17 protein-coding genes are annotated in these 20,158 nt (G+C 60.0%); 10 read left to right on the top strand and 7 right to left on the bottom strand.

What is annotated here, in order from left to right; genetic code table 11:
- Positions 1-16: 16 nt before the first annotated feature.
- Positions 17-961 carry a choline ABC transporter substrate-binding protein gene (locus tag ACQY47_RS16960; protein WP_428550446.1) on the bottom strand — a complete coding sequence of 315 codons (945 nt, stop codon included), beginning with the start codon at positions 959-961 and terminating at the stop codon, positions 17-19.
- 194 nt (positions 962-1,155) lie between these two features.
- Here ACQY47_RS16960 and ACQY47_RS16965 point away from each other — a divergent pair, with 194 nt between their 5' ends.
- Positions 1,156-2,100, top strand: a complete 945-nt coding sequence (locus ACQY47_RS16965) for a GlxA family transcriptional regulator (RefSeq protein WP_099550379.1) — start codon at positions 1,156-1,158, stop codon at positions 2,098-2,100.
- Positions 2,101-2,168: 68 nt separating this feature from the next.
- Positions 2,169-3,359 (top strand): AAA family ATPase, encoded by a 1,191-nt coding sequence (locus ACQY47_RS16970; RefSeq protein WP_428550449.1) that lies wholly within the window; start codon positions 2,169-2,171, stop codon positions 3,357-3,359.
- A 113-nt stretch (positions 3,360-3,472) separates the two neighbouring features.
- Here the strand turns inward: ACQY47_RS16970 and ACQY47_RS16975 are convergent, their stop codons facing one another.
- Positions 3,473-3,889 (bottom strand): DUF3010 family protein, encoded by a 417-nt coding sequence (locus ACQY47_RS16975; RefSeq protein ID WP_428550452.1) that lies wholly within the window; start codon positions 3,887-3,889, stop codon positions 3,473-3,475.
- A gap of 40 nt (positions 3,890-3,929) precedes the next feature.
- Positions 3,930-4,331, bottom strand: coding sequence for a lysozyme inhibitor LprI family protein (locus tag ACQY47_RS16980; RefSeq protein ID WP_017139363.1), 402 nt, complete (start codon positions 4,329-4,331; stop codon positions 3,930-3,932).
- 219 nt (positions 4,332-4,550) lie between these two features.
- Between ACQY47_RS16980 and ACQY47_RS16985 the strand changes: the two genes are divergently transcribed.
- The 6 genes from ACQY47_RS16985 to ACQY47_RS17010 all read left to right on the top strand — a co-directional run bounded on the left by ACQY47_RS16985 (position 4,551) and on the right by ACQY47_RS17010 (position 12,317).
- A complete protein-coding gene (locus ACQY47_RS16985) occupies positions 4,551-5,528 on the top strand; it encodes a dipeptidase (RefSeq protein ID WP_014720245.1) in 978 nt (325 codons plus the stop codon).
- A gap of 69 nt (positions 5,529-5,597) precedes the next feature.
- Positions 5,598-6,128, top strand: a complete 531-nt coding sequence (locus ACQY47_RS16990) for a DUF5943 domain-containing protein (RefSeq protein WP_007947752.1) — start codon at positions 5,598-5,600, stop codon at positions 6,126-6,128.
- A 16-nt stretch (positions 6,129-6,144) separates the two neighbouring features.
- A complete protein-coding gene (dgcA, locus tag ACQY47_RS16995; protein WP_069552019.1) occupies positions 6,145-8,205 on the top strand; it encodes a dimethylglycine demethylation protein DgcA in 2,061 nt (686 codons plus the stop codon).
- A gap of 167 nt (positions 8,206-8,372) precedes the next feature.
- Entirely contained in the window at positions 8,373-10,316 is a 1,944-nt protein-coding gene (dgcB, locus tag ACQY47_RS17000) for a dimethylglycine demethylation protein DgcB (protein WP_428550458.1), read from the top strand.
- Positions 10,316-11,536 carry an electron transfer flavoprotein subunit alpha/FixB family protein gene (locus ACQY47_RS17005; protein WP_428550461.1) on the top strand — a complete coding sequence of 407 codons (1,221 nt, stop codon included), beginning with the start codon at positions 10,316-10,318 and terminating at the stop codon, positions 11,534-11,536. Before dgcB ends, ACQY47_RS17005 begins: the two co-directional genes overlap by 1 nt.
- Before the next feature lie 10 nt (positions 11,537-11,546).
- Positions 11,547-12,317, top strand: coding sequence for an electron transfer flavoprotein subunit beta (locus tag ACQY47_RS17010; RefSeq protein ID WP_428550464.1), 771 nt, complete (start codon positions 11,547-11,549; stop codon positions 12,315-12,317).
- A gap of 891 nt (positions 12,318-13,208) precedes the next feature.
- Here ACQY47_RS17010 and gbcA read toward each other — a convergent pair.
- Positions 13,209-14,504: a glycine-betaine demethylase subunit GbcA gene (gene gbcA / locus ACQY47_RS17015; protein ID WP_017139360.1), complete on the bottom strand. Its 1,296-nt coding sequence runs from the start codon at positions 14,502-14,504 to the stop codon at positions 13,209-13,211.
- A 283-nt stretch (positions 14,505-14,787) separates the two neighbouring features.
- Between gbcA and gbcB the strand changes: the two genes are divergently transcribed.
- Positions 14,788-15,888, top strand: a complete 1,101-nt coding sequence (gene gbcB, locus ACQY47_RS17020; protein ID WP_017139359.1) for a glycine-betaine demethylase subunit GbcB — start codon at positions 14,788-14,790, stop codon at positions 15,886-15,888.
- A gap of 113 nt (positions 15,889-16,001) precedes the next feature.
- Here the strand turns inward: gbcB and ACQY47_RS17025 are convergent, their stop codons facing one another.
- On the bottom strand, positions 16,002-16,202 hold the full coding sequence (locus ACQY47_RS17025) for a hypothetical protein (protein ID WP_017137985.1): 201 nt from the start codon (positions 16,200-16,202) through the stop codon (positions 16,002-16,004).
- Between the two features lie 183 nt (positions 16,203-16,385).
- Positions 16,386-17,426 (bottom strand): threonine aldolase family protein, encoded by a 1,041-nt coding sequence (locus tag ACQY47_RS17030; protein ID WP_017137986.1) that lies wholly within the window; start codon positions 17,424-17,426, stop codon positions 16,386-16,388.
- 90 nt (positions 17,427-17,516) lie between these two features.
- On the opposite strand from ACQY47_RS17030, the gene ACQY47_RS17035 reads away from it, so the two are divergent.
- Positions 17,517-18,245, top strand: coding sequence for a TraX family protein (locus ACQY47_RS17035; protein WP_169987519.1), 729 nt, complete (start codon positions 17,517-17,519; stop codon positions 18,243-18,245).
- Here ACQY47_RS17035 and ACQY47_RS17040 read toward each other — a convergent pair.
- Positions 18,210-19,862 carry an NAD(P)/FAD-dependent oxidoreductase gene (locus ACQY47_RS17040; RefSeq protein ID WP_428550470.1) on the bottom strand — a complete coding sequence of 551 codons (1,653 nt, stop codon included), beginning with the start codon at positions 19,860-19,862 and terminating at the stop codon, positions 18,210-18,212. The two genes, ACQY47_RS17035 and ACQY47_RS17040, sit on opposite strands and share 36 nt — an antisense overlap.
- Between the last annotated feature and the right edge of the window lie 296 nt (positions 19,863-20,158).

Here is a 20,158-nt window from a genome sequence, read left to right on the forward strand (position 1 = left end):
GGTGATGCGAATCAGGTTATTTGCTGGTCAGTTGCAGGTTGGCCGCAGCCGGTTTGCCGTCGAAGGTGGTCACGCCTTCGAGCCAGCGCTGCTGGTCTTGCGGGTGGTCCTTGAGCCACTGCTTGGCCGACTCGAGGGCATCTTTGTGATCCAGCAACGGCTGCATCATTCGGCTCTCGTCGGCGGCGGTGAACGTCAGGTTGGTCAGCAGTTTGTGCACGTTGGGGCACTGCTCGGCGTAAGTCGGCGAAGTCACGCTCCACACTGTGGCCATGCCTTCGTTCGGGCCAAGGGCGTCGTCGCTGCCGGTGAGGTAAGTCATGGCGACGTTGACGTTCATCGGGTGCGGCGCCCAGCCGAAGAACACCACGGCCTCCTTGCGGCGCACGGCGCGGTCGACGGCGGCGAGCATCCCCGCTTCGCTGGACTCCACCAACTGGAACTTGCCGAGGCCGAACTGGTTCTTGGCGATCATCGCCTTGATCTGGGTATTGGCGCCCGAGCCTGGCTCGATGCCGTAGATCTTGCCGCCCAGTTCTTTTTCAAACTTGGCGATATCGGTGAAGGTTTTCAGGCCTTTATCCGCCAGGTAAGTCGGCACCGCGAGGGTGGCGCGCGCATCTTCCAGGCTGGGTTTGTCGAGGACTTTGACTTGCTTGGCGTCGACAAACGGCGTGATGGTCTGGGTCATCAGCGGGTTCCAGTAGCCCAGGAACATATCCAGGCGCTGGTCGCGGATACCGGCGAAGATGATTTGCTGGGAAGCGCTGGTTTGTTTGGTCTTGTAGCCGAGGCCGTCGAGCAACACTTGGGTCATGGCGCTGGTGGCGATTACGTCGGTCCAGTTCACCACGCCCATGCGCACGTTCCGGCATGACTCTGCGTCGGCCGCGAATACGCTGGTGCTTAAGATGGCGCTGGCGCTGAGTGCAAGCACGCAGCGGCTGATCAGTCGGTTCATGGTGGATCCCTCGGCAGGTCGTTATTGTGGGTGCCGGCGTCTTTGTGCGCCGTGGGATCAAGTTACGCAGCTTGAGGGGAGGCAAAGCGCACGGCGGCGACCAGCTCTTGCACTGCAGCGACCTGTGCTCTTGAATGGCCCGTTGAACTGGCGTATCACAGTGAGCACGCTGCCCGTCCTACGAGAGCGCCACCATGTCCCAGGATTTCTACTTTCTGCTGATGCCGGGTTTCTCGGCCATCGGCTTTATCTCCGCGCTGGAACCGCTGCGCGTGGCCAACCGCTTTCGCGGCGAGTTGTACCGTTGGCACGTGTTGAGTGCCGATGGCGGCGCGGTGTTGGCGAGCAATGGCATGTCGGTGAACGCCGACGCCGCATTGGAGCCGCTGAAAAAAGGCGCGACGCTGATGGTGGTCGCCGGCTTCGAACCCTTGAAGTTCACCACGCCCGCACTTGAACACTGGCTGCGCCGCCTCGACCTCGACGGCGTCACCCTCGGCGCCATCGACACCGGCGCCTGCGTGCTCGCCGAAGCAGGCTTGCTCGACGGCCACCGCTTGACCTTGCACTGGGAAGCCATCGACGCGTTCAAGGAATCTTATCCACAGCTCACCGTGACCCAGGAGCTGTTCGAGATTGACCGCCGACGCATCACCTGCGCCGGCGGCACGGCTTCCATCGACCTGATGCTCGACCTGATCGCCCAGGCCCACGGCCCGGACTTGGCGATCCAGGTGTCCGAGCAATTCGTACTCGGGCGCATCCGCCCGCGCAAAGACCACCAGCGCATGCAGATCGCCACGCGCTACGGCATCAACAACAAGAAGTTGGTGCAGGTGATCGGTGAAATGGAGCAACACACCGAGCCGCCGCTGAGCACCTTGGCGTTGGCCGATGCAATTAAAGTCACCCGGCGTCAGCTGGAACGGCTATTCCGCCTGCACCTGAACGACACGCCAAGTAACTTCTACCTCGGCCTGCGCCTGGAAAAAGCCCGGCAGTTGTTGCGCCAGAGCGACATGAGCGTGCTGGAAGTGAGCATTGCGTGTGGGTTTGAGTCGCCGTCGTACTTCACCCGCAGCTACAGGGCGCGGTTTGCCAAGTGCCCGAGAGAGGATCGGCGACGGGAGGTGGTTTGATCGGCAATTATAGTTAATTATACTCACGACTATAATTTATAGTGCTTCCAATAATTGAGTATAAAACCATGTCCAAGCACAACGGCTTTGTGTTTCGCCGCCCGACGCTGGCTCGCAGCATTGCTGATGGCTTGGTGGGCGCCGGGATTCAGGATTTCACTTCAGGCCTGTTCCTCGCAGCACCTCGACGCACCGGCAAAAGCACCTTTTTGCGCGAAGACTTGATCCCGGAGTGCCAGTTGCGGGGTTGGCTGACGGTGTATGTCGATCTCTGGGCTGACAAAGAAAAAGACCCCGCGGAGTTGATTGCCAGCGCGATTGCTGCGGCGCTGGTGCCCTATGAAAAGGGCATTCGCAAGCTGGCCAAGAACATTGGAATCGAGAAGCTAAGCTTCCTGCGTACCCTTTCCTGGGACTTCAGCAAGCCACAATTGCCGGTTGGCGCGACGCTGACTCAAGCCTTGGAGTTGCTCCACAGCGCAGCCGAAAAGCCCGTCGTGCTGGTGATTGACGAAGCGCAGCATGCATTAACCACCGAGCCTGGTATCAACGCGATGTTCGCGTTGAAAGCTGCCCGGGATCAGCTCAACCAGGGCCGTGACGAGGAGGGCAGTGGCTTGCGCCTGGTATTCACTGGCTCCAATCGCGACAAGCTTGCACATTTGGTCCTCGGTAAAAGCCAGCCATTCTTCGGCTCCAGCATTACCCCGTTCCCTTTGCTCGGCAAAGAGTTTACCCAGGCCTACACCCTGCACCTCAACGCGCATTTGGCCAAAACCAATCAGTTCAACGCGGCGGACATCGACGAAGCCTTTGAACTGGTCGGCCGGCGCCCGGAGATGCTGCGTACCATCATCGGCGAAGTGGCGCTGGAGTTGGGCGAGGCGAGCAACCTGGGCCAGCTGCTGCACAGCCGCGCCGAACTGTTGCGTGCCGGCGTGTGGACCGAATTTGAAAGCGCGTGGAACAACCTCACCATTCCCCAGCGTGCTGTGTTGGAGGTGATGGTGGTGCGTTCGCAGAACAACGAACCCTTTGCGCCGTTTACCGACAGTACACTCACGGCGGTCAGCAAGGCACTGGAGGACATGGGCAGCGACGTGGTGCCGGGCACCCAGACCATTCAGGCCTGTATCGATGCCTTGCGTGACAAAGAGTTGGTGTGGAAGTCGAGTCGCGGCGGGTATGCCCTTGAGGACAAATCCTTTGGCGATTGGCTGCTGCACAGAAGCCGTACAGCGAATTCAAAGACACCATAAATCAAATGTGGGAGCTGGCTTGCCTGCGATAGCGGTAGATCAGGCAGTACAGCGTTATCTGACAAACCGCCATCGCAGGCAAGCCAGCTCCCACAGGGGATTGGTGGTGTGGCTTATTTCTTAACCAGGGCCGAGCACGCTGCCTTGTAGGCTTCGTGCTGATACTTGTTCAGCGTCGCCGGCAGCTCAAAATCGTGCTTTTTGTTCTGCGCATTGATGGTCTGCGGCGACAGCAATGTCACCTCAACCCCGTCCAGCAACTGAAACACCCCTTCAATCTTGAACGTGGTCGGGCCGCCAGCGAATTCGCCTTTCTTGCTGCGTTTTTTGATCGCGATGCGGGTTATGGCGTTTTCTTGCACAAACGCCTTCACCTGGGCGGCGAAGGCTTTGACGTTGGCCGCTTCATCGTCGTCTTCAAGGGCGATTTTCTTGATGGCCAGCGCCACGTGGGTCAGCGCCTGGTTGTCTTGAGAGGCGACGGCGATGATGGCTTCGCTGCCTTTGATTTCGATGCCGCAGATAGTCATGGATAGCCTGGTTTCAGAGAAAAAGTGACGGGATTGTCGCTTATTCCTGCCCGATCGACTCCAAAAACTCCGACCGCTCATCACTCATTCGCGCCAGGCAGTCATTCTGTTGAATCGCGTAGTCCTTGCTGCCATTCACCGCCGGGAAGGTGTCCACCGCGCAATCGGCATCGCGCAATTTTTCCCATTTCTGCTGGGCATCCTTCAGACGAGCGGTAATGTCGGCCAGTTGCGACTTGTTGCTGCCATAGGTCGAACCCATGCGTTCGAGCAAGCCCTGGTAGTTATCCTTGAGCAATTGCTCGGCGGTGGTTTTGTTATAGGTGGCGCATTCCAGGGTTTGTTTGTCGTTTTCGATGCCATCGCAGGGCGTGCTGTCGGTGTCTTCAGCGGCGTGTACGCCGGTTGCGATGAGTGCCAAAGCCAGGAAAATCGATTTCATTGCGCCGTCTCATATCAGGTGATGAGCAAATTCTGGCTCAAGCGTGGGACAAAGAACAGCCACCTGTCAGCTGTGTCATGTAGGCCTTTGTCGCTGATTGACGCTTTCGGCAATTCCCCTGTCGTTTTTGCACCCGGCTCCGTCGGCCCCTGAGCATATGCTGGCCCCAAAGCGCCGGCAGACGATTCGGCGCATGAATCGCCAATAAGGGGACGCCTGATGAGCCCAGCCGAGTTGCACGCCGACAGCATCGTTATCGACGGTCTGATTATTGCCAAGTGGAACCGCGACCTGTTCGAAGACATGCGCAAAGGTGGCCTCACCGCCGCCAACTGCACGGTGTCGGTGTGGGAAGGCTTCCAGGCCACGATCAACAACATCGTTGCCAGCCAGACCCTGATCCGTGAAAACAGCGACCTGGTGATCCCGGTGAAAACTACCGCCGACATTCGCCGTGCAAAAGAGCAGGGCAAGACCGGCATCATCTTCGGCTTCCAGAACGCCCATGCGTTTGAGGACCAACTCGGCTACGTCGAGATCTTCAAGCAGCTCGGCGTGGGTGTGGTGCAGATGTGCTACAACACCCAGAACCTGGTCGGCACCGGTTGCTACGAGCGTGACGGCGGACTGTCGGGCTTTGGTCGTGAGATCGTCGGCGAGATGAACCGTGTCGGCATCATGTGCGACCTGTCCCACGTCGGTTCCAAGACCAGCGAAGAAGTCATCCTCGAATCGAAAAAGCCGGTGTGCTACTCCCACTGCCTGCCGTCGGGCCTTAAAGAACACCCGCGCAACAAGTCCGATGAAGAACTCAAGTTCATCGCCGACCATGGCGGTTTTGTCGGCGTGACCATGTTTGCGCCGTTCCTGGCCAAGGGCATCGATTCGACTATCGACGACTACGCCGAAGCCATCGAATACACCATGAACATCGTCGGCGAAGACGCCATTGGCATTGGCACTGACTTCACCCAGGGCCATGGCCAGGATTTCTTTGAAATGCTGACCCATGACAAAGGCTACGCCCGCCGCCTGACCAGCTTCGGCAAGATCATCAACCCGCTGGGCATCCGCACCGTGGGCGAGTTCCCCAACCTCACCGAGACCTTGCTCAAACGCGGCCACAGCGAGCGCGTGGTGCGCAAGATCATGGGCGAGAACTGGGTCAATGTCCTCAAGGACGTCTGGGGCGAATAAGCCACCGCATTTCTCCCCCGGCCGTTCGCATCGGGGGCACACCTAAGAATTTTCTGGAGTTAAGTTTCCATGGCCAAAATCGCCCCGCAATTGCCTATCGAAGTCGACAGCGAAACCGGTGTCTGGACCTCCGACGCTCTGCCAATGCTGTATGTGCCACGGCATTTCTTCGTCAACAACCACATGGGCATCGAAGAAGTCCTGGGCGCCGAGGCCTACGCCGAAATCCTTTACAAGGCCGGCTACAAATCCGCCTGGCACTGGTGTGAAAAAGAAGCTGAGTGCCACGGCCTGGAAGGCGTTGCGGTGTTCGAGCACTACATGAAGCGCCTGTCGCAACGCGGCTGGGGCCTGTTCAAGATCCAGGACATCGACCTCGACAAAGGCACCGCCAGCGTCAAGTTGGAACACTCGGCGTTTGTCTACGTGTACGGCAAGGTCGGGCGCAAAGTGGACTACATGTTCACCGGTTGGTTTGCCGGTGCCATGGACCAGATTCTGCAGGCGCGCGGCAGCAAGATTCGCACCGTAGCCGAGCAAGTTTACGGGGGCTCCGAAGAGGGCCATGACGACGGCCTGTTCACCGTCAAGCCGTTGTAAGTCGAGGAACCGTGCCATGGCTTTCGAAGCAATGTTTGCGCCGATCCAGATCGGCAAACTGACCATCCGCAACCGCGTGCTCAGTACCGCCCACGCCGAGGTGTATGCCACCGACGGCGGCATGACCACCGACCGCTATGTGAAGTACTACGAAGAGAAAGCCAAGGGCGGTATCGGCCTGGCGATCTGTGGCGGCTCCTCGGTGGTGGCCATCGACAGCCCGCAGGAATGGTGGAGTTCGGTGAACCTGTCCACCGACCGCATCATCCCGCACTTCCAGAACCTGGCCGACGCCATGCACAAGCATGGCGCCAAGATCATGATCCAGATTACCCACATGGGCCGTCGCTCGCGCTGGGACGGCTTTAACTGGCCAACCCTGATGTCGCCGTCCGGCGTGCGTGAGCCGGTGCACCGTGCTACCTGCAAGACCATCGAGCCGGAAGAAATCTGGCGCGTGATCGGCAACTACGCCAGCGCCGCCAAGCGCGCCAAGGCCGGTGGCCTGGACGGTGTCGAACTGTCCGCGGTGCACCAGCACATGATCGACCAGTTCTGGAGCCCGCGGGTCAACAAGCGTACCGACGAATGGGGCGGCACCTTCGAGGGCCGCATGAAGTTCGGCCTGGAAGTGCTCAAGGCCGTGCGCGCCGAGGTCGGTGACGACTTCTGCGTAGGCATGCGCCTGTGTGGTGACGAGTTCCACCCGGACGGCTTGTCCCACGAGGACATGAAGCAAATCGCCAAGTATTACGACGACACCGGCATGCTCGACTTTATTGGCGTGGTGGGCTCGGGTTGCGACACCCACAACACCCTGGCCAACGTGATCCCCAACATGAGCTACCCGCCGGAGCCGTTCCTGCACCTGGCAGCCGGTATCAAGGAAGTGGTCAAGGTTCCAGTGCTGCACGCGCAGAACATCAAGGACCCGAACCAGGCCACGCGCATTCTGGAAGGCGGCTATGTGGACATGGTCGGCATGACCCGTGCGCACATCGCCGACCCGCACCTGATCGCCAAGATCAAGATGGGCCAGATCGACCAGATCAAACAATGCGTCGGCGCCAACTACTGCATCGACCGCCAATACCAGGGCCTGGATGTGTTGTGCATCCAGAACGCCGCGACCTCCCGTGAATACATGGGCGTGCCGCACATCATCGAGAAATCCACCGGGGCCAAACGCAAAGTCGTGGTGGTCGGTGCCGGTCCGGCCGGGATGGAAGCGGCGCGGGTCGCGGCCGAACGTGGCCACGACGTGACCTTGTTCGAGAAGAAAGAGTTTATCGGCGGGCAAATCACCACCGCCTCCAAAGCCCCACAGCGTGACCAGATCGCCGGTATCACCCGCTGGTTCCAGCTGGAGTTGGCGCGCTTGAAAGTCGACCTGCGCCTGGGCGTGGCGGCGGATGCCGAGACCATCCTGGACCTGCGCCCTGACATCGTGGTGCTGGCCGTCGGCGGGCATCCGTTTATCGAGCAGAACGAACATTGGGGCGCCGCTGAAGGCCTGGTAGTCAGCAGTTGGGACGTGCTCGACGGCAAAGTCGCGCCGGGCAAGAACGTGCTGGTGTACGACACCATCTGCGAGTTCACCGGCATGTCGGTGGCGGACTTCCTGGCCGACAAAGGCAGCCAGGTGGAAATCGTCACCGACGACATCAAGCCTGGCGTGGCGATTGGCGGTACGTCGTTCCCGACTTACTACCGCAGCATGTACCCCAAAGAAGTGATCATGACCGGCGACATGATGCTGGAAAAGGTTTACCGCGAGGGCGACAAGCTGGTGGCGGTGCTGGAGAACGAATACACCGGCGCCAAGGAAGAACGCGTGGTTGACCAGGTGGTGGTCGAGAACGGCGTGCGCCCGGACGAAGCTATCTACTACGGGCTCAAGGAAGGTTCGCGCAACAAGGGCCAGATTGACGTCGAAGCCTTGTTCGCGATCAAGCCGCAGCCGTGCTTGAGCGAAGCGGGTGACGGCTACTTGCTGTTCCGCATTGGTGACTGTGTGGCGCAGCGTAATACCCACGCCGCTATCTATGACGCCCTGCGCTTGTGCAAGGATTTCTAGGCAACCACCGAACCACTGTGGGAACCGGTCAATGTGGGAGCCGGGCTTGCCCGCGATGCAGGCGACTCGGTCTTGAGTGACACCGAGGCGATGCCATCGCAGGCAAGCCAGCTCCCACCTTTATCCGGTTCCCATGCAAGACCTGTGTGGTCTTTGGGAGCTTCACCATGTTGAACACCTTGCTTCCTATTCTCTTGTTTGCAGCCATCGGCCTCGCTGCCCTAGGCGCCCTGCGCCGGGTCAACATGTGGCGCCGTGGCCGCGCGTCCAAGGTCGACCTGCTGGGCGGCCTGCTGGCCATGCCCAAGCGCTACATGGTCGACCTGCACCACGTGGTCGCCCGCGACAAATACATCGCCAACACCCACGTCGCCACAGCCCTGGGCTTTGTGCTGTCGGCGTTGCTGGCCATTTTGGTGCACGGTTTTGGCCTGCATAACCGTATCCTCGGCTATGCGTTGCTGCTGGCCTCGGTGCTGATGTTTGTCGGCGCCACCTTCGTCTATTTACGTCGGCGCAACCCGCCATCACGCCTGTCGAAAGGCCCGTGGATGCGCCTGCCGAAAAGCCTGATGGCGTTCTCGGTCAGCTTCTTCCTGGTGACCTTGCCGGTGGCCGGGATTCTGCCCGCCGACTTCGGCGGCTGGCTGCTCGCCGCGCTCTTGAGCCTGGGCGTGCTGTGGGGCGTAAGCGAAATGTTCTTCGGCATGACCTGGGGCGGGCCGATGAAGCACGCCTTCGCCGGTGCCCTGCACTTGGCCTGGCACCGCCGCGCCGAGCGTTTTGGTGGCGGCCGCTCCACAGGTTTGAAGCCGCTCGACCTCAGCGATAAAACCGCGCCATTGGGCGTGGAAAAACCCAAGGATTTCACCTGGAACCAACTGCTCGGCTTCGACGCCTGCGTGCAGTGCGGCAAGTGCGAAGCGGCGTGCCCGGCGTTCGCCGCCGGCCAGCCGCTGAACCCGAAAAAACTCATTCAGGACATGGTGGTCGGCCTGGCCGGTGGCACCGATGCCAAGTTCGCCGGCAGCCCTTATCCAGGTAAACCGATTGGCGAGCACGGCGGCAACCCGCACCAGCCGATCGTCAACGGCCTGGTTGATGCCGAAACCCTGTGGTCGTGCACCACCTGCCGCGCCTGCGTGGAAGAGTGCCCGATGATGATCGAGCACGTCGACGCTATCGTCGACATGCGCCGCCACCTCACCCTGGAAAAAGGTGCCACGCCGAACAAGGGCGCCGAAGTCCTGGAAAACCTGATCGCCACCGACAACCCCGGCGGCTTCGCACCGGGCGGTCGCCTCAACTGGGCAGCGGACCTGAACTTGCCGTTGCTCAGCGAAAAAGGCAGCAGCGACGTGCTGTTCTGGGTCGGCGACGGCGCTTTCGACATGCGCAACCAACGCACCTTGCGCGCCTTCGTCAAAGTGCTGAAAGCGGCCAAGGTCGATTTTGCAGTACTGGGCCTGGAGGAGCGCGACAGCGGTGACGTCGCTCGCCGCCTGGGTGATGAGGCCACGTTCCAATTGCTCGCCACACGCAACATCCAGACCCTGGCCAAGTACAGCTTCAAGCGTATCGTCACCTGCGACCCGCACAGCTTTCACGTGCTGAAAAACGAATACGGCGCCTTCAACGGTAATTATGTCGTGCAGCACCACAGCACCTTCATGGCCGAGCTGATCGGTGAAGGCGCGCTGAACCTGGGCCAGCACAAGGGCAACAGCGTGACCTACCACGACCCTTGTTACCTGGGCCGTTACAACGGCGAATACGAGGCGCCGCGCCAAGTGCTGCGGGCGTTGGGCATTGAGGTCAAGGAGATGCAACGCTCGGGCTTCCGTTCGCGCTGCTGCGGCGGCGGTGGCGGCGCGCCGATCACCGATATTCCCGGCAAGCAGCGGATCCCGGATATGCGCATGGATGACATCCGCGAAACCGGCGCCGAGCTGGTGGCCGTGGGTTGTCCACAATGCACGGCGATGCTTGAGGGCGTGGTCGAGCCACGCCCCCTGATCAAGGACATCGCTGAACTGGTCGCCGACGCGTTGCTTGAAGACGCCACACCTGGCAAGGCACCCATCAAGCGTCAACCTGCGGAGGTGCACTGATGAGCGACATTATCCGCCGCGACCCACGGGCCGAATGGATCGCCCGCAACCGCCTGCACCCGTTGCACGCCGCCATGCAGCCGCTGCAACACAGTTGGATGGGGCCGAATGGCGTCATCCGCAAAAATGTACATGGCGTGGGTTTTATCGGCCCCAACGGCATCAAGCGTATCGACCGCAGCGGCGCCCAGCAGGGCGGCGCGGCCAAGCGCACGGCGGCGGTGCAAGTGCAGTTGCCGCTGCACCAGGTGCCAGCGCCGGCGTTCTACATCAACGTGGTGCCGGACATGGTTGGTGGGCGCCTGAGCAGCCACGACCGCGACGTGCTCGGCCTTGCCCGGCAACTCGCCGGCAGTGACGGCGCGGTGCTGGCGGTGGTGTTTGGCGAACATAAAGAAAGTGCTTTTGCCACGGCGGGCGTCGATCGCCTGCTGGTGCTGGAAGGCCACGAATTCGAGGGTTATTCACCGGAGCAACGCGTCCAGGGCCTGCGGGCTGTGGATAACCAGTTCAACCCACGCCATTGGTTGCTGCCCGACAGCCGCAGTGGCGGCGGTGAATTGGGCCGGCGTTTTGCCGCGAGCCTCAAGGAGCGCCCGGCCACACGCGTCTGGCAGATCAAGGGCGACGAGTGCATCGGTCGTGCCGGTGCGGGCCAGGAGGATTTGGCCCGGCCACTGCCGCGCCTGATTCTGGCAGCGGTGGAATGCGCCGAGCCGGTCAGCGAAACCCGTCACGAAGCCTTGCCCGTGGAGTTATCCACAACTCTGGCGCGCAGCCTGCCGCGCATCGAAGATCTCGGCGCAGTGGCGGTGGACCCAGGGGCGATTCCGATGGCCGAGGCGGAGTTTATTTTCTCCGGCGGCAATGGCGTCAAGGATTGGGCATTGTTCCACCAGACCGCCGCAGCCTTGGGCGCCACCGAAGGCGCGTCACGGGTGGCAGTGGACGATGGCTTTATGGCGCGTGATCGCCAGGTCGGCGCCAGCGGCACCTGGGTCACGGCACGGGTGTACGTGGCCGTGGGCATTTCCGGGGCGATCCAGCACCTGCAAGGCATCGGTGCCTGCGACAAGGTGGTAGCGATCAACCTCGACCCTGGCTGCGACATGATCAAGCGTGCCGACCTGTCGGTGATCGGCGAAAGCGCCGCGATTCTGCAAGCCTTGATCGCTGCGGTCGAGGCCTACCGCCACGGCGCCAAGCGCGATGCGGCTTAAGGACATGACCATGACCACGAATGTAATCAGCCTGGTGTCCATCGGCGCCCACCCGACCTCCGGCCGCCCACGCCGTGCGGAGCAGGATGCACGCGCCGTCGAGCTGGGCCTGCAGTTGGCTGGGGATAAGTTGCAAGTGTTGCATGCCGGTGACGTTCACGAGCCGACGTTGCGCAGCTACCTGGGCATGGGCCTGCCGCAATTGCATGTGCTGGAACAACCGGCGGGCAGCGACGCCTTGCCGGTGCTCAGTGATTATCTGCGCGAGACTGGCGCCCACGTAGTGCTCACCGGCAGCCAGGCGGAAACCGGCGAAGGCTCAGGCATGTTGCCGTTTCTTTTGGCCGAGCAATTGGGTTGGCCGTTGATAGTCGGGCTGGCGCAAGTGGAATCTATCGATGGCGGCATTGCCCATGTGCTGCAAGCCTTGCCGCGCGGGCAGCGGCGGCGCCTGAAGGTGCGCCTGCCGTTTCTGGCGACTGTGGATAACGCCGCGCCCAAACCACGGCAAAGCGCCTATGGCCCGGCGCAACGCGGTGAACTGGCGGCCCATGAGGTCGAAATCGAGACGGACGAGTTACTCGCAGACGCAGTGTTGCAACCGGCCAAGCCCCGGCCCAAGCGCCTCAAGGTGATTAAGGCCAAGAGCGGCGCGGACCGGATGAAGGCGGCGACCGCCAAGGCCAGCGGCGGCGGTGGGCAAGTGCTCAAAGGTCTTAGCCCCGAGGCGGGCGCGGAAGCGATTCTGAAGCTACTCATTGAAGAAGGCGTGGTGCGCTGATTACCTGTGGGAGCTGGCTTGTGTGGGAGCTGGCTTGCCTGCGATAGCATCACCTCGGTCTGACTGATGGACCGAGGTGCCTGTATCGCAGGCAAGCCAGCTCCCACAGAAAGCTCGCCCGCCACACTGTCTTTACGATGCATCGTTGGATTACCCACAATCCCTGTTGATCCGCCTGTGGATAACCTGTTCGCGGTTGTCCACGCCCCCGGCTAATCAAGCCCTGCAGCCCTCTGTACGAAAAACAACCAGGCTAACTTACGGTTTTTGCTTGGTTTTTTGCTGGATAAGTTTGAAGCCAGGCACAAACTTGCCCCCAAAGTCTGTTGGCGCTTCTGTGGATAAGATGTTCGCTCTCGGCTGGGAGCCTTATAGATAAAGGCTTGCAGTGGTTTGATCAAAATATGATCAATTTGCCTTAATGGTTCGCTGAAACTCCTGAATGCCCCGATTTATGAAGGTTTGAGGTGGTTTTCCACAAGGCTGGCGAAGTTGCCCCCAAAGTCTGTTGGTGCTTCTGTGGATAAGGTGTTCGCGTACTGCTGTAGGCCACGTATTCAGGGGCTTTCAAGGGTTTGATCAATAAGTGATCAGGTGTGGCTAAAACCCTACGACTTGAATAAGTCACGGATTTTCTTCAGTTAATTTCGAAGGTTGAGCACACTTGCCCACAATTGCTGTGGGTGGCTTTGTGGATAAGTTGTTGGGCGAAGGCTGGAGGGTAGATGGGCAAAGGGCTGTAAGGGGGCTGATCAATTTTTGAACAGTGACCAATTTACATGTGGGAGCTGGCTTGCCTGCGATTGCGGTACATCAGCCGATACATTCCTCGACTGTTACTCCGCTATCGCAGGCAAGCCAGCTCCCACAGTTTGATCTTTGGTGTGTCAGTTACTCGTGAGCGGCTACGCCCTTGAGATACGGCGCTGGCGCCGCGCCCAGGTTGTTCAACAAACGCTCGCTGTACCAATCGACAAAGTTCACCACACCAAACTCATAGGTCTTGGAGTACGGCCCTGGCTGGTACGCGGTGGAGTTGATCCCGCGCTGGTTTTCTTCGGCGAGGCGGCGGTCCTGGTCATTGGTGGCGTCCCAGACCTGGCGCATACGCTCCACGTCGTAGTCCACACCTTCGACGGCGTCCTTGTGCACGATCCACTTGGTGGTGACCATGGTTTCCTGGGCGCTGATCGGCCACACGGTGAACACAATGATGTGGTCGCCCATGCAGTGGTTCCACGAATGCGGCAGGTGCAGGATGCGCATCGAGCCCAGGTCCGGGTTCTTGATGCGGCCCATGAGCTTGGCGCAGCCTTGCTTGCCGTCCAGGGTCATCGACACGGTGCCTTTGAGCAACGGCATGCGTACGATGCGGTTGCGCAGGCCGAAGCTGGCGTGAGCGTAAGGGATCTTTTCGGCGTCCCACGCAGCGGCGGAGGCGGCAACGTGGTCCTTGAAGGCCTGGTCGGCACGCGGGTCGGTGACGTCGTCCCATTCCAGCAGGGTTTTCAGCAGTTCCGGGTGCGACGCGTTGCAGTGGTAGCACTCGCGGTTGTTTTCCAGCACCAGCTTCCAGTTGGCCTTTTCGAACAAGGTGGTTTGAATCGCCACCTTGGTGTTCTCCATGTCGTAGGGTTCCATGTAGTGGTTCAGCGTCGACAGGAAGTCATCGATGGCCGGCGGGTTTTCGGCCAGGCTGATGAAGATGTAGCCGCCAGCCGTTTTTACGTTCACAGGCTTCAGGCCGTACTGCTTCATGTCGAAGTCGGCGCCCATCTCGGTGCCGGCGAACAACAGGCGGCCGTCCAGTTCGTAGGTCCACTGGTGGTAGTGGCAAACGAGCTTGGCGACCTTGCCCTTGTCGCTGGTGCACAGGCGCGAGCCCCGGTGGCGGCACACGTTGTGGAAGGCATGCACCACGCCGTCGGCACCCCGGATCACGATGATCGGGTTCTTGCCGATTTGCAGGGTGATGTAGTTGCCCTTGGTGGGGATCTCGCAGGTCATGCCGGCGATCAACCACTCTTTCTGGAAGATCTCCTGCATGTCGATATCAAACAACCGCTCATCAGAGTAGAACGGCTGCGGCAGCGAAAAAGTGCGCTCGCGCTCTTGCAGCATTTGCGCGGTGGCCTTGCGTGCGGGTTCCAGCGGATCGCCCAAGCTTAAGGTTGCGGTGACGTCCATCGTGTGTGTCCTCATGGCCATTCTGTGTGGCCGGCGAAAGTGGCTAATCAGGTTTTGCAGCAAGGCGTAAAGAAAGCGTAGTTGTTGGCAGCGAGTGTGGGGCCGCCGATGCGCCGAACCTTGTCCATTAACGACATGGCCCACTCTGATCCCGACGCGCAAGCCCCGTGGTATGGGGGCTGGTCGCGATAAGTATGTGAATGTCGCAGATAGGTAAATGGGCGGTTGCGGCGTTACGCAGAATCGCCACCATAAAGCCGAGCATCGGCAGTGGAGAGCAAGCATGTCCAACAATTTCCTGAACCCGGTAACCACCCAGACCTGGGCCAATGGTCGGCACATCGTCCGTTGCGTCAAAGTCATCCAGGAAACCTGGGACGTGCGCACCTTTTGCTTCATGGCCGACCAGCCGATCCTGTTCTTTTTCAAGCCGGGGCAGTTTGTGACCCTGGAGCTTGAGATCGAAGGCCAGCCGATCATGCGCTCGTACACCATTTCCAGTTCGCCGTCGGTGCCGTACAGCTTCTCGGTGACCATCAAGCGCGTGCCGGGTGGGCGGGTTTCCAACTGGCTGCACGACACCCTGCATGAAGGGCAAGAGCTAGCGGTGCACGGGCCGGTCGGGCTGTTTAATGCCATCGACTTCCCAAGCCCCAAAGTGCTGTACCTCAGTGGCGGTGTCGGCATCACGCCGGTGATGTCCATGGCGCGCTGGTTCTACGACACCAACGCGAATGTCGACATGACGTTTGTCCATAGCGCCCGCTCGCCCAAAGACATCATTTACCATCGCGAGCTGGAGCACATGGCGTCGCGGATCGACAACTTCAGCCTGCACCTGATCTGCGAAAAACACGGGCTGGGCGAGCCTTGGGCGGGTTATCGCGGTTACTTGAACCACAAGATGCTGGAATTGATGGTGCCGGACTTCCTTGAGCGCGAAGTGTTCTGCTGCGGCCCTACGCCGTACATGAGCGCAGTGAAACGCCTGCTGGAGGCCGCCGGCTTCGACATGACGCGCTATCACGAGGAGTCCTTCGGCGCCACACCGCCGGAAGCCCGCGCCGATGCGGTGGAACAAGCCGAGCAAGCAGCGGACGCGCCAGAGATCGACCTGGCAGACCTGCATCAAGTGGAATTCATCGCCTCCGGCAAAAGCATTCGTGTGGCGCCAGGCGAAACCGTGCACGCAGCCGCGGCCAAGCTTGGCCTGCTGATCCCTAAAGCGTGCGGCATGGGCATTTGTGGAACATGCAAGGTGATGAAGCTGGGCGGGGAGGTCGAGATGGACCACAACGGCGGGATCACCGAGGAAGACGAAGCCGAAGGCTACATCCTGTCGTGCTGCAGCGTGCCGAAGGGCGACGTGCGCATCGAGTTCTAATAGGGCGGGACGCGGAGCGCCCCAGGAGGCATTCCCACGCAGAGCGTGGGAACGATCATGTACATTCAGTTAATCGCGCCCGCGCGAGCGTGGGGGCGATCGGGTCAGCTTGGTTAGCGTGCGTATATCTGTATGGCGAACTGCTCACCTGATGCTGTCAGTTCAAAGGTTTTTTCGGTGATGACCAGGGTTCTTGAAGGCTCCCTGATTGTGTCACCGACTTTCGCCAGTTTCCTGAACTCATCCCAGCTCACAAACGTGGTGCTGAGACTGCCTTCCTGCAACGCTTTAGTGTTGTAGCATTGAACTTCCATGGTCTAACCCTCTGCTGGATTTCCGTTTCCGACCGATTATTCGGCAGGCAGTTGTGCCCGAAAGGTGGCCGCTGCAGCGGCGTTTTCCTTTCGGGTTCCAAGAGGCTAGACGATGAAAGTGGACTGTGATGCTGTCGGAAATACCAAATAACAGTCTCGGCAATGCGCCAGTATTCGTGAGGCTTAAGCGTTCATCACTTCCCTAATGTCTGCGGCTAATTCTCTTACGCGTTCTTCTTCGGTGTCCCACGCACACATGAACCGTGCGCCACCTTTGCCAATGAAGGTGTAGAAGCGCCAGCCCTTGGCCGTCAGCGCTGCGATGGCCGGTTCCGAGAGTTGCAGGAACACGCCGTTGGCCTGTACCGGGAACATCAGTTCCACGCCGGGAATGTCCGCCACCAGGCTGCTGAGCAATTGGGCGCATTGGTTGGCGTGGCGGGCGTGTTTGAGCCAGGCATCGTTTTCCAGCAGGCCCACCCATGGGGCGGAGAGGAAGCGCATTTTCGAGGCCAGCTGGCCGGCCTGTTTGCAGCGGTAATCGAAGTCTTCAGCCAGTTTGTGGTTGAAGAACAGGATGGCTTCGCCTACTGCCATGCCGTTTTTGGTGCCGCCGAAACACAGTACATCCACACCGGCTTTCCAGGTCAGGTCGGCCGGCGAGCAGCCCAGGAACGCGCAGGCGTTGGAGAAGCGCGCGCCGTCCATGTGCAGGTTCAGGCCCAGCTCTTTGCAGGTGACGCTGATGGCGCGGATTTCTTCCGGGGTATACACGCTGCCCACTTCCGTGGCTTGGGTGAGGGTGACCACGCGCGGTTTGGGGTAGTGGATGTCCTGGCGCTTGAGGGCGATCTCGCGGATCGATTCGGGCGTCAGCTTGCCGTTTTCGGTGCGGGCGGTGAGCAGCTTGGAGCCGTTGGAGAAGAACTCCGGCGCACCGCATTCGTCGGTTTCGACGTGGGCGGTTTCCGAGCAAATCACGCTATGGTAGCTCTGGCACAGCGAAGACAGCGCCAGGGAGTTGGCGGCGGTGCCGTTGAAGGCGAAGAACACTTCACAGTCGGTTTCGAACAAATTGCGGAAACCGTCGGCGGCACGGTGGGTCCACTCATCGTCGCCGTAGGCGCGTTGATGGCCCTGGTTGGCTTGTTCCATGGCGGCCCAGGCTTCCGGGCAGATGCCGGAATAGTTGTCGCTGGCGAATTGTTGGCTATTGTCGGTCATGGCCCATTCCTGTGGTCGATGTTGGTGCGCACTGTAACCAAGATTGTCGCGGGTGCGCACGCACTGTAAATGCAAAGTCACTGGGGAATTATGCACGGTACACACACGTTGGCTGTCGGACGCGTCCGCGATGGCGCACTGGATCTGCTCAAGTGGCTGGCGCTGCTGAGCATGGTGCTCGACCACTTGCGTTATGTCGGTTTGAGCCTGGACGGCCTGTACGTGCCGGGGCGCCTGGCGTTTCCGTGGTTTTGCCTGGCGATTGCAGCCAATTTGCACCGGGTCGCCAATGCTCCCGTCACCGGCCAGTGGCGCTACCTGGGCTGGCTGTTGCTGTTCAGTGTGATCAGTGAAGTGCCCTACCGGATGTTTATCGAGGATGCCGATACATTGAACGTCTTGCCGACGTTGGCGCTGGGGTTGCTGGTTGCCCGAGGATGGCAGCAGAAGGTGCTTTTTGATCGAGGATTGGCGCTGATTGCCCTAGTCATCGCGGCGCTGTTTTCTGCCCAGCTGATGTTCGGGTTTTTCGGTGTGTTACTGCCGCTGGCGATGCTGCTGGTGTTTAACCGGCCATGGTATTTCAGCGTGTTGCCGGGTTTGGTCTGCGTGGCCGCCAATCAATGGCAGATTCTGCTCAATAGCGGCACGCCTGTGGCGCTGATGGGGTTGGCCGCTTGCCTGATTGCGCCATTGGCGGGTTTGGTCTTGTTGCGACACGCCAAAAACGTCTCGCCACCGGCGATGCGCCGCTGGGCTTACGCGCTGTATCCGTTACATTTTTTACTTTTGTTGGGGGTTCGAAAGGCCATTGGCTGACATCGACTCGAGCCAACAAGGTGGGAACGGATGAGCCGCGTAGAAATCGCGCATTTTTTGTACGTCGCGCTCGAACCAATCTCGCAGCCACTGGCAATATTGAAGTGAAATAGCCTGCCTGTACATTGGGTTGAGGCTTTCGTCGGCAATACATTGCGCAGCCATCATTCCTGACATCAGCGCCTTGAGTACGCCATGAGAGGCGCCCGGGTCCAACCTGCTGGCTGCGTCTCCGATGATGAAATAGCCGTTACCCGCTGCCTGATCACAGATTGACCAAGTGACATCTGCCCCCCGGATCTTTCCTTCACACGGTAAGTGTTCAAAACAGGCTGGAACAGCCGCCATCTTCGGTGATTTATCTTGCACAAAGTGCAGTCGCGTCCAGTGATAAAGCTGCTGGCCGATGTGAGCCGTCCAATACCAGCCCGATGGGTCTGCGAAGATGCCGAGCGCATTTTCCTGGACTGTTCCTCGCTTATAGCCATACACGGCAGTCAGCGGGGGCGAGCAGCGACGCGATGTCAGCCTTAATTGGCGTGCAAGCCAGCCGTGAGCGCCACTGGCATCAATAAGGTGCCTGCAAAACAGTTGCCCGGCCTGGGTCTGGAGGCCCACCACTCGATCTCTTATCTGCAACACGGTCTTTGCCTGGCAGGGTTGCAGGACGTGGACACCTGACGCGGCTGCTCGATCCAGCAGCAACCCGTCCAGCGTTGCTCGGGGAATCTGAAACCCCCGCCAAGGTCCGTTTTGGTCTTGCCCGAAAGGCACAAAGTGTCGTTCAGTGTCCCACCTCACCCAAGTACCCGCAGGCCGGACGAAGGCGTCGCCGCGGATTTTTTCAGCCACACCCAGTTGCTGAAGCAGAGGCTCTAAGCCGGGGTGCAGGGTTTCACCCGGGCGGTGGCGCGGAAAAGACAGGCGCTCAATCAGTGCCACTTTCAAGCCCTGTTGAGCGCAGCAAATGGCCGCCGAGCAACCCGCCGGGCCGGCACCTAATATGATCACGTCATAGCGGCCTGCGCTGTCGGGCGTTGCCATGCTGAATGTGTCGATAAACCAATTTCCAGGAGTGGTGCTCAATGACAGTTTGACGCGCCGGAAAGCATCGATTCGCCGTTGATATTCCTGCGAGTCGACTTTGCCTGTGAGTGCCAATGAGAACTTCCCGTTCAGCGCGTTCTCTGTGTAGTCGGTATAGAAGTAAGTTTCGTACGCTCTATGGGGCGCGTAATTGGCGACGTATTTTTTCGGAGCGGGTACGCCATCCCACGGGAAACCGGCACTTTTGCCGATCTCCTGATCCAGCATTGGTTTTACGGTCGGACCCGCCCCGACGTTTGGTGGATAGGCTTGTGCTGAGTCTGATGCAACTGCAGGCCAGAATGAACTCAACGCTGCGCAGAGCTTGGCATCCTCGGGGAGTGGGCTGCCCAGCCTGTAGGCTGCCAGGTGCGCCACGCTGCCCAATTCGGGGTCAGTCGTCACAAGGCCAACATCCCAGCCTGGCGCGAATATCCCTGCGCTCGCATCGGGAAGGCACCACGCGCACCGTGCAGGTGTAACGCTTTGCGTCAGCGGCGTAGCCAGGTTGGGCGAAGAGTCGAGCGCCATGCCCGCGTTCCTCAACGGTGTAGGGCGTCCAATCTGTTGGACTGAACAGTGAAAGCGTCGAATACATGAGCTGGCGCTGTTTGAGTGGCAAGCGTAGCCAAGTTTTCAGGCGTGTGAGGCTTAAAGTGTCAGGTTTCTGTTTCTAAATCTTCAGGCGGCCCAAGCCATCTGCGTGTTTTATCGCCCACCCGCGAAGCCATGTCGTAAACGCACCTTTGCGTGGCGTGCGTAGGCATTTGACCTCGCTGCGCCAGCCCTACCATCGCATCAAAGGGCCCTGCGAGGGCCTCAACAAT

The sequence above is a fragment of the Pseudomonas edaphica genome (assembly GCF_965277385.1).
GTDB lineage: Bacteria > Pseudomonadota > Gammaproteobacteria > Pseudomonadales > Pseudomonadaceae > Aquipseudomonas > Aquipseudomonas edaphica.

Bases quoted from the DNA above. Each gene is read 5' to 3' on its own strand.
- ACQY47_RS16960 (WP_428550446.1), bottom strand. From the start codon at position 961: ATGAACCGACTGATCAGCCGCTGCGTGCTTGCACTCAGCGCCAGCGCC.
- ACQY47_RS16965 (WP_099550379.1), top strand. From the start codon at position 1,156: ATGTCCCAGGATTTCTACTTTCTGCTGATGCCGGGTTTCTCGGCCATC.
- ACQY47_RS16970 (WP_428550449.1), top strand. From the start codon at position 2,169: ATGTCCAAGCACAACGGCTTTGTGTTTCGCCGCCCGACGCTGGCTCGC.
- ACQY47_RS16975 (WP_428550452.1), bottom strand. From the start codon at position 3,889: ATGACTATCTGCGGCATCGAAATCAAAGGCAGCGAAGCCATCATCGCC.
- ACQY47_RS16980 (WP_017139363.1), bottom strand. From the start codon at position 4,331: ATGAAATCGATTTTCCTGGCTTTGGCACTCATCGCAACCGGCGTACAC.
- ACQY47_RS16985 (WP_014720245.1), top strand. From the start codon at position 4,551: ATGAGCCCAGCCGAGTTGCACGCCGACAGCATCGTTATCGACGGTCTG.
- ACQY47_RS16990 (WP_007947752.1), top strand. From the start codon at position 5,598: ATGGCCAAAATCGCCCCGCAATTGCCTATCGAAGTCGACAGCGAAACC.
- dgcA (WP_069552019.1), top strand. From the start codon at position 6,145: ATGGCTTTCGAAGCAATGTTTGCGCCGATCCAGATCGGCAAACTGACC.
- dgcB (WP_428550458.1), top strand. From the start codon at position 8,373: ATGTTGAACACCTTGCTTCCTATTCTCTTGTTTGCAGCCATCGGCCTC.
- ACQY47_RS17005 (WP_428550461.1), top strand. From the start codon at position 10,316: ATGAGCGACATTATCCGCCGCGACCCACGGGCCGAATGGATCGCCCGC.
- ACQY47_RS17010 (WP_428550464.1), top strand. From the start codon at position 11,547: ATGACCACGAATGTAATCAGCCTGGTGTCCATCGGCGCCCACCCGACC.
- gbcA (WP_017139360.1), bottom strand. From the start codon at position 14,504: ATGGACGTCACCGCAACCTTAAGCTTGGGCGATCCGCTGGAACCCGCA.
- gbcB (WP_017139359.1), top strand. From the start codon at position 14,788: ATGTCCAACAATTTCCTGAACCCGGTAACCACCCAGACCTGGGCCAAT.
- ACQY47_RS17025 (WP_017137985.1), bottom strand. From the start codon at position 16,202: ATGGAAGTTCAATGCTACAACACTAAAGCGTTGCAGGAAGGCAGTCTC.
- ACQY47_RS17030 (WP_017137986.1), bottom strand. From the start codon at position 17,426: ATGACCGACAATAGCCAACAATTCGCCAGCGACAACTATTCCGGCATC.
- ACQY47_RS17035 (WP_169987519.1), top strand. From the start codon at position 17,517: ATGCACGGTACACACACGTTGGCTGTCGGACGCGTCCGCGATGGCGCA.
- ACQY47_RS17040 (WP_428550470.1), bottom strand. From the start codon at position 19,862: ATGGCGCTCGACTCTTCGCCCAACCTGGCTACGCCGCTGACGCAAAGC.